Origin of the sequence: Pantoea sp. CFSAN033090, assembly GCF_001264395.1 — a bacterium.
Lineage (GTDB): Bacteria > Pseudomonadota > Gammaproteobacteria > Enterobacterales > Enterobacteriaceae > Pantoea > Pantoea agglomerans.
Genome location: NZ_LGYX01000008.1, coordinates 264,759 through 271,582, shown reverse-complemented (window position 1 = coordinate 271,582; position 6,824 = coordinate 264,759). Strand labels below are relative to the sequence as shown.

The following is a 6,824-nucleotide window of genomic DNA, read 5'->3' as shown; positions in this document are numbered from 1 at the left end:
ACTTTAGCGAGCATCGGCGGGCGGAGATAGCGGGCGGCAAGCCATACCGCGTGCAGTCCCGTTTGATGTTTCACACCCATTGTCTGGTGTCAGCAATAAGTTTGATAGTCACTAACAGGCATTAACTTATTGAGACGTGCTTACTTTACGCTTCCGCATAGTTGCTCTCTGACAGGCACAAGCTTCGTGCTGAAACTAAGCGCCGTTCTCTGTCACTCAACAACGTTCAGTGCATTAGCATCCCAGGCTTTCATCGCGGTTGATACCGCCGAATCGAGTTCATTGCCGGTTGCGCCATCACGGGCTTCAGTCGACAGGCCGATCTCAAAACTGTGAAGGGTCGTGGCCAGCGCCCGCACGTCGGTATCGGAAGCCAGGAGTCCCGCCTCTTTCGCTCTTGTGACACATCGCAAAAATCCCGCCCTGGTCCGATCGCGCTGCGCTGCCAGAATCTCACGGATGTGCTCATTCGCTGGCGAACAGGTATTAACGGATAGCGCAATCAGGCAACCACTGGGATGCCCCTGTTCTGTCTGCATTTTTGCAGAACGACGCAACGCCAGTTCAATAGCGTCACGGGGTTCAAGCGTGTCATCCCATAGGCAATCGTTAACCTGACCAAAAGTCGTCATATAACAATCGACAACCTCCTCAAACAGCGCTTCTTTTGAACCAAACGCGGCGTAAAAACTTGGGGCGGTGATGCCGTTGCCGAGGTTTGACTTGAGCATGGCAAGCGAAGTGGACTCGTAACCATGCTGCCAGAAAAGGGTCATCGCCTGACGAATTGCCTCTTCCCGGTCAAATGTCCGTGGGCGTCCCATCTGAGCCATATCCGCTCCTTTTTCGCTTATCGTATATAAATACTAATCGATACATATATACTTGACAAGCCTCAGTGTGCCCTATACTTTCTGATATATACCGATCGGTATATATATTGTAAAACCCGTTATCCGGAGGGTTTCGCAATTTTTAGTCGTTACAAACTAAAAAAGGGGCCAACGTGCACGCCAATACAGTATTCAGTGAGACCACAACACAACGGGGTCTGCCACTGGCTTCCCTGCTGGCATTTGCCATGACAGGCTTTATTGCCATCCTGACCGAGACCCTTCCGGCGGGTTTACTTCCGGAAATTGGAATGGGTCTTGACGTATCTCAGGTGATGGCGGGTCAGCTGGTCAGCATTTATGCGCTGGGTTCGCTACTCGCGGCAATCCCTCTGACGGTTCTGACCAGTGGCTGGCGTCGTAAAAAGGTACTATTACTCGCCGTAGGTACCTTCCTGATTTTCAACACTATTACCACCCTTTCGTTCAGTTACTGGCTGACGATGGCAGCCCGATTCATGTCGGGTGTGGCTGCAGGACTTGCATGGGGAATTCTGGCGGGCTATGCCCGCCGCCTCGTTCCTGCTGAAATGCAGGGCCGCGCTCTCGCTATTGCTATGGTTGGAATACCGGTTGCCCTGTCCCTTGGAACCCCGGCTGGCGCATGGCTTGGCAGCACGATGGGATGGAGAGTCCCCTTTGGTATCATGGCAGCATTGGCAGTCATTCTGTTCATCTGGACATGGGTGGCGGTTCCTGACCTGCCGGGACAGCAGGCCGACCGCCGACTACCGGTATGGCAAGTTTTCCAGATGCCCGGAGTCAGACCTGTTCTGGCGGTTATCTTTCTATGGATGACGGCACACAATATTCTTTATACATTCATCGGACCGTTCCTGCAGTTGTCGGGGCTGACCGGAAATGTCGGGCTTATCCTGCTGATTTTTGGCATTGCGGCACTTATTGGCATCTGGATAACCGGGATGCTGGTGGATCGCCATCTGCGCAATCTGGTTCTGCTCAGTCTGGCGGCACTGGCGGCGGTTTCTGTGGCACTCGCCGCAGGCATGCGGGAACAGATTGTGGTCTTTCTGGCCGTCATCGTATGGGGATGGTCGTTTGGCGGCGCGTCAACTCAGATGCAGACGGCTGCCGCTGATGCGGCAGGCAATCATGTCGATGTCGTTCAGGCAATGGTGACAACTGCCTGGAATCTGGCTATCGCAAGCGGCGGCGTCATTGGTGGTCTGCTTCTCAATAATGCCGGTGCGGTATCTTTCCCATGGGCGCTACTGATCTTTATGGCTGTTGCGTTGATTATCGCCTGGTGCGCGAAAAAGCATGCTTTCAGGCCCGGTGCAAGAGAACCTTTAGTAAAATAGTAACTTCCAGGGACGTCCGGAACGGACGCCCCGTTTTGGCACCAACCGCCTGCTTTGGATATCTAAAAGAGACCTCAGTTATTTAAGTCGTCCATTTGGGCACTCTTTAAACAGAACTATCGGATTCGTTGCTTCCCGAAATATTCTTTTGTTTTTTGTCTGGAAGACAAGCCATTGAGATAATGCCAGTGAGTACGATGAGTGAACTCATGCCTGCAAAAGCAACCATCAGACTCGCAGCGGCGGCCAGTCCGGAAAGGAGACCAGAAAGTGCTTCAGCAGTATTAGCCAGGGTAGAAAACGTGCCGAATGTCTTGCCTGTGTTCTCTGCAAAAGACCAGGACTGTATGAGTGTCACCAGAAAAATATCAACGAATGCACCACTCATACCAAGGACGAATGCTACCGGCAGCAGAGCCTCGAGCGAATAGAGGGCAATAAATGACATTAAAACCAGTAAAATTCCGTAAAAGAACCAATTGCGCATAACATTCAATGGTGAAATATTTATGGCAAACCGTCCGTAAATGAGACCCCCGGTAATTGTGCCTGCAGCCATTAGAGAAAATATCCAGCTGGTAAATATCTCCCCATTCCCCTGACTGACAGCTACAGCGGGGATAATAAAACGAAGTAATGATCCGGTAAAGAGAATGCAAACAGATGAACCAAAAATAGCAATAAATAAGCCAGGAGCTTCCTGAAATAAACTTTTAATGCAGGATAGATTCTCCTGATATACTTGTTTCAATCTGAACGCCGACGTTTTATTCTGTGAATTTTCTGAAAACGTACAAAGTATAACAATTGAAATTGCATACGTTAATGTATTGAACATCAGCACCCAGGGCTTGTCTGCCAATGAGAGTACAACTGAACATTTGATGCGCCAATTGTCTGCCATCCAGCCACCAGCGGGGCCGAAAAATAGAAAAGGAATAAAACGAAAAAAATAGACGCAGCCGGCAAGAAGATAATTATTATGCGTGTTCTCGAGCACAATAAACACAAAAACGACCTCATATACATAATCGCCCAACTTCGAGATGAAAAGAGAAGCGAGTAACGTGCGGAAATCTTTAATTTTCAGCCAGTTCATTGAAGTCTATTCCAATATTAAAATCTGAAGCACCTGGCGCAGATACACCCTCTGCAAATTCGATTATGCTAACGTCCCTGAGCATGTAATGTGAGTTTATGTGGCCAATAAACGACGAAGCAAAGCTGAGTGCTATGCCCATACCAATACACATATGCATGCCCGTGCCGAATGATAGTGGCTTTTCTTTTCGCCCCGCAATAAAACGGAATGGGTTATCGAAAACTTTTTCATCGAAGTTAGCCAGCGCCGTGTAAAACATGACCCTGTCACCTTCTTTAAGGTTCTGGCCTCGGAAAATCAGGTCCTGCGCTATTACTCTACCTACAGAAAGAACGGGACTGTATAAGCGAGAAGCTTCTACAACGATATCCCGAACATTGACTGTATTCACCTTCAGGTTGAAGTGAGAAATGGCCCAGAGCGCAGCGACAATGAGTGGCATAACGCTGTCGACTTTATCAGCCCCATAACCTCATTGATTACTAATCTGTACGGCAACGCTCTGGCCCCTCTTACAGAGAAGCCTCTAAACTAAAAGACATTATTCAATTTGTTAATATTGAAGCGCCGCCTGTTAACTTACATCAAAATTTTTCTCCCTGATATTATTACATTTTTTAGTTAACAACCTACTGCCCGAGCTGCGTAGTGTAATTAGCGGGCACCCAGCGATAAGCGTTACCTTCATGCTGAACATGGCCCAGGCCAGGGAAGGCGATATGCGCCGCAGCCACCCAGTAGCCCTGATCTGCAGCCTGTTTCAGTACCCTTTCACGTGTAGTGATAGCCTGTTTCTGATCGACATCAAAATGGATGGCCACTTCAGGATCGGGCAATTGCACCGCTTTGGCATGGATGATATCTCCCCACAGCACCAGGGTCTGACCTTCACTCTCTACGCGATAAAGTACGCTACCCGGCGTGTGCCCAGCTGTCGACTCTGCACGGATTCCCCCCGTTAATGTGGCTGGTGCCATAAACGTTTTAAGCAGGCCAGTATTGATGACTGGGCGAAGAGTCCGTTCAGATTCTGCAAAGGTATGGGCCTGACTGGTCTCTACCCTGCTGACGTTAGCCGGATTAAGCCAGAAATCGACATCCCGTTTATCCACGAACACTTCGGCCTTTGGAAAAGCAGGCTTGCCCGCGCGTGAAACACCGCCTGAATGATCGGCATGAATATGGGTTAAGAGTACGGCATCGATCGACTCTGCCGGATAGCCAGCGGCGGCCAGGTTAGTCAGCAGATGTCCGCCATTGTGTCCAAAAAGCTCACCGGCCCCGGTGTCGATTAAAATGCGCTTTTTACCATCATCGATAACGAAGGCATTGATTGATGTTTCGGCCTGTGGCGTCATCGAATCTCTGGCCATTGCCTGTTTTAGTTTTTCAGGCGAAATGTTAGTAAGTAATTTATTCAGGGGAACGGTCACCGTGCCGTCCGAAACTGCGGTAATGCGTAATTTCCCCAATGTCATCCGGTAATAACCCGGAGCTTGCTGATCCCGTGCAGAGGTCTGTTCGGCAGCATAGACCGGACTGAACGCGATAAGAGAAGCCACCAGCATCAGTAAAATTTTCATAAATATCTCTCCAGAAAGTTTCATCACAACGTGGTGGGCAGTATCATTACGCAACCTGTATCACTCAAATTGATTAAACTGATGCTCACTATCAGAGAAAATGATTTTCATCGAATCGACCTGAATTTACTGACGGTGTTGTTGGTTCTGAAGCGGGAAGGCAGCGTGTCGCGTGCGGCAGAAAAGCTGCATCTGGGTCAGCCAGCAGTCAGTAATGCACTGGCCCGATTGCGGCTAATGTTCAGCGATCCACTGTTTGTGCGCACGGCGAAAGGCATGGAGCCTACCCCGCGTGCTGAAGCGCTGATCGCTGAGCTGGGCCCGTTAATGGCACAGATGCAGAACGTATTGTTTCAGCCAGCATCCTTCACGCCTTCTGAGGCGACACATGTTTTTCGGCTGGGGATGAGCGACTGGGTTGAACGCTGGCTGATGCCGGGACTATATGCGCGCATCACACGCACCGCTCCCGGCGTGACTCTTCAGGTTACGGCCAGCGATCCCTTCCGGGATGCGGAGCTGGTCGCGCGCGGAGAGATCGATCTTGCCATTTCGGTTGGCGAGAGCACACCCGCCACGCTCCAGCGCGAGAAAATTGTGTCACACAACTTTTGTACGTTGTGGCACCCGGAACAGCTTTCGTTGCGTGCACCGTTGACGCTGGAGGATTATGTGGCGCATGACCATCTGCTGGTTTCCTATCGCGGGGCGAACTGGAGCGCCATCGATGACCAGCTTGCGGCATCAGGAAAGGCCCGTTCGATTCGCTACGTGACGCCGCATTTTTCTTCTCTGCCTCCGCTGCTGGCGCGCGCACCCGCGTTAGCCACCGTTCCCGCCGGGCTGTCGGATGAGTGGGTGACGCATTACGGCTTATGCTGTAGCCCGGTACCCATTGAAACACCGGAAATAGCCCTGTCACTGCTCTGGCATAAACGGCTTGATAACGATTTGTCACTGCGCTGGCTCAGGGAAGAACTGCGTAGCGTGATGACAGAACGAACCTGAATAAATTACGGCCTAATTATTTGCTCAATAATCCATTCGCGAAATATTTCCATCGACTGGGTCATCTTTCTGGCTCTCTGCCAAGTTAACCAGTACCCATCATGACCAGAATAAATATTAAATGGTCTGGCGAGCAAACCTTGCTTTATTTCCGTTTGAAACATGACATCAGGTGCCAGTGCCAGGCCGCCAGTGATCATCACAGCATCAATAATAAGGCGTGAAGAATCGAATACAGGTCCATTAATTCTGAATGGGGAAATACCCGCCGCAGCAAACCAGTTATCCCACTCTTCAAGACGGTAAGAACGTAATAACGTCTCGCCGGATATATCGCCAGGTTTTGTCAGTCTCTTCGCCGTTTCAGGCCGGCATAACAGGGTCAGCGGCGCATCCAGCAATAGCTGGTTATGCGATAACGCCCATTTACCCGAACCATATCTTATAGCAAAATCCACTCCCTCTCCGGCAATGCTTACGACATTGTTGTTCGTCTGAATACTCAGTTCGATAGCGGGATGTCTCTGCTGAAAATCTTCAATTTTTGGTAAAAGCCAGCCCAGCGCAAAGGTGCCCACACAGGATATCGTCAGTGCCTCCCTGACTTTACCTCCTTCAAACTGACGATAAGCCTTCTCAATACGATGAAATTCTTCTGAAATTTTTGAGAATAGCAACCGCGCCTCATCGGTCAACTCCAGGCCACGGGAAAGCCTTTTGAACAAAATCACCCCTAATTTCTCTTCCAGCAGCCTGACCTGCTGACTGACCGCAGCCTGAGAGACAAAGAGTTCCATGCCTGCCCTGGTAAAGTTGAGGTGGCGGGCAGATGCTTCAAATGCACGCAGCGCATTGAGTGGGATATCACTTTTCAAATCAGCCCCCAGAAAAACTTATGACTGGCATCAATTTATAC

General features: G+C 50.1%; 7 protein-coding genes. 2 read left to right on the top strand and 5 right to left on the bottom strand.

Annotated features, from left to right (window positions below; translation table 11 throughout):
- Window positions 1-212: 212 nt before the first annotated feature.
- On the bottom strand, window positions 213-833 hold the full coding sequence (locus AFL22_RS10525; protein WP_052271365.1) for a TetR/AcrR family transcriptional regulator: 621 nt from the start codon (window positions 831-833) through the stop codon (window positions 213-215).
- 173 nt (window positions 834-1,006) lie between these two features.
- Here AFL22_RS10525 and AFL22_RS10520 point away from each other — a divergent pair, with 173 nt between their 5' ends.
- Complete coding sequence (locus tag AFL22_RS10520; RefSeq protein WP_052271364.1) at window positions 1,007-2,215, top strand: MFS transporter; 1,209 nt, start codon at window positions 1,007-1,009, stop codon at window positions 2,213-2,215.
- Window positions 2,216-2,321: 106 nt separating this feature from the next.
- Here the strand turns inward: AFL22_RS10520 and AFL22_RS10515 are convergent, their stop codons facing one another.
- The 3 genes from AFL22_RS10515 to AFL22_RS10505 all read right to left on the bottom strand — a co-directional run bounded on the left by AFL22_RS10515 (window position 2,322) and on the right by AFL22_RS10505 (window position 4,900).
- On the bottom strand, window positions 2,322-3,314 hold the full coding sequence (locus tag AFL22_RS10515) for a transporter (protein WP_052271363.1): 993 nt from the start codon (window positions 3,312-3,314) through the stop codon (window positions 2,322-2,324).
- Entirely contained in the window at window positions 3,295-3,759 is a 465-nt protein-coding gene (locus AFL22_RS10510) for a cytochrome P450 (RefSeq protein WP_229518700.1), read from the bottom strand. Before AFL22_RS10510 ends, AFL22_RS10515 begins: the two co-directional genes overlap by 20 nt.
- Before the next feature lie 187 nt (window positions 3,760-3,946).
- Window positions 3,947-4,900, bottom strand: a complete 954-nt coding sequence (locus AFL22_RS10505; protein WP_052271362.1) for an MBL fold metallo-hydrolase — start codon at window positions 4,898-4,900, stop codon at window positions 3,947-3,949.
- Window positions 4,901-4,981: 81 nt separating this feature from the next.
- Between AFL22_RS10505 and AFL22_RS10500 the strand changes: the two genes are divergently transcribed.
- Window positions 4,982-5,908, top strand: a complete 927-nt coding sequence (locus tag AFL22_RS10500) for a LysR family transcriptional regulator (protein WP_052271375.1) — start codon at window positions 4,982-4,984, stop codon at window positions 5,906-5,908.
- A gap of 5 nt (window positions 5,909-5,913) precedes the next feature.
- On the opposite strand, the gene AFL22_RS10495 is transcribed toward AFL22_RS10500, so the two are convergent.
- Window positions 5,914-6,783 carry a LysR substrate-binding domain-containing protein gene (locus AFL22_RS10495; RefSeq protein ID WP_052271361.1) on the bottom strand — a complete coding sequence of 290 codons (870 nt, stop codon included), beginning with the start codon at window positions 6,781-6,783 and terminating at the stop codon, window positions 5,914-5,916.
- Window positions 6,784-6,824 lie beyond the last annotated feature (41 nt).